Source organism: Janthinobacterium kumbetense (assembly GCF_023703445.1).
GTDB classification, from domain to species: Bacteria; Pseudomonadota; Gammaproteobacteria; order Burkholderiales; family Burkholderiaceae_D; genus Janthinobacterium; species Janthinobacterium kumbetense.
Genome location: NZ_JAMQGR010000051.1, coordinates 1 through 304 on the forward strand (window position 1 = coordinate 1; position 304 = coordinate 304).

At 56.2% G+C, this 304-nt stretch carries 1 pseudogene; it reads left to right on the top strand.

The features are described 5' to 3' along the window. Nucleotides 1–304, top strand: a pseudogene (locus NCG91_RS27925) (sulfoacetaldehyde acetyltransferase); the annotation flags it as partial.

Genomic DNA, 304 nt, shown 5'->3' on the forward strand with positions numbered 1-304 from the left:
AGCTCGATTGCGACGCCACGCGCGAAGAACGCTATGTCACCGTGCAAGCGGAAAAGGCCGCGTGGGAAGAGGAATTGACGAACTGGACGCACGAAAAAGATGCGTACAGCCTGGACATGATCGAAGAGCAGAAGAAAGAGCCGGGCAATTATCTGCACCCGCGCCAGGTCTTGCGCGAACTGGAAAAAGCCATGCCGGAAGACGTGATGGTGTCGACCGACATTGGCAACATCAACTCGGTGGCCAACAGCTACCTGCGCTTTGAAAAGCCGCGCAGCTTCTTTGCGGCGATGAGCTTTGGCAA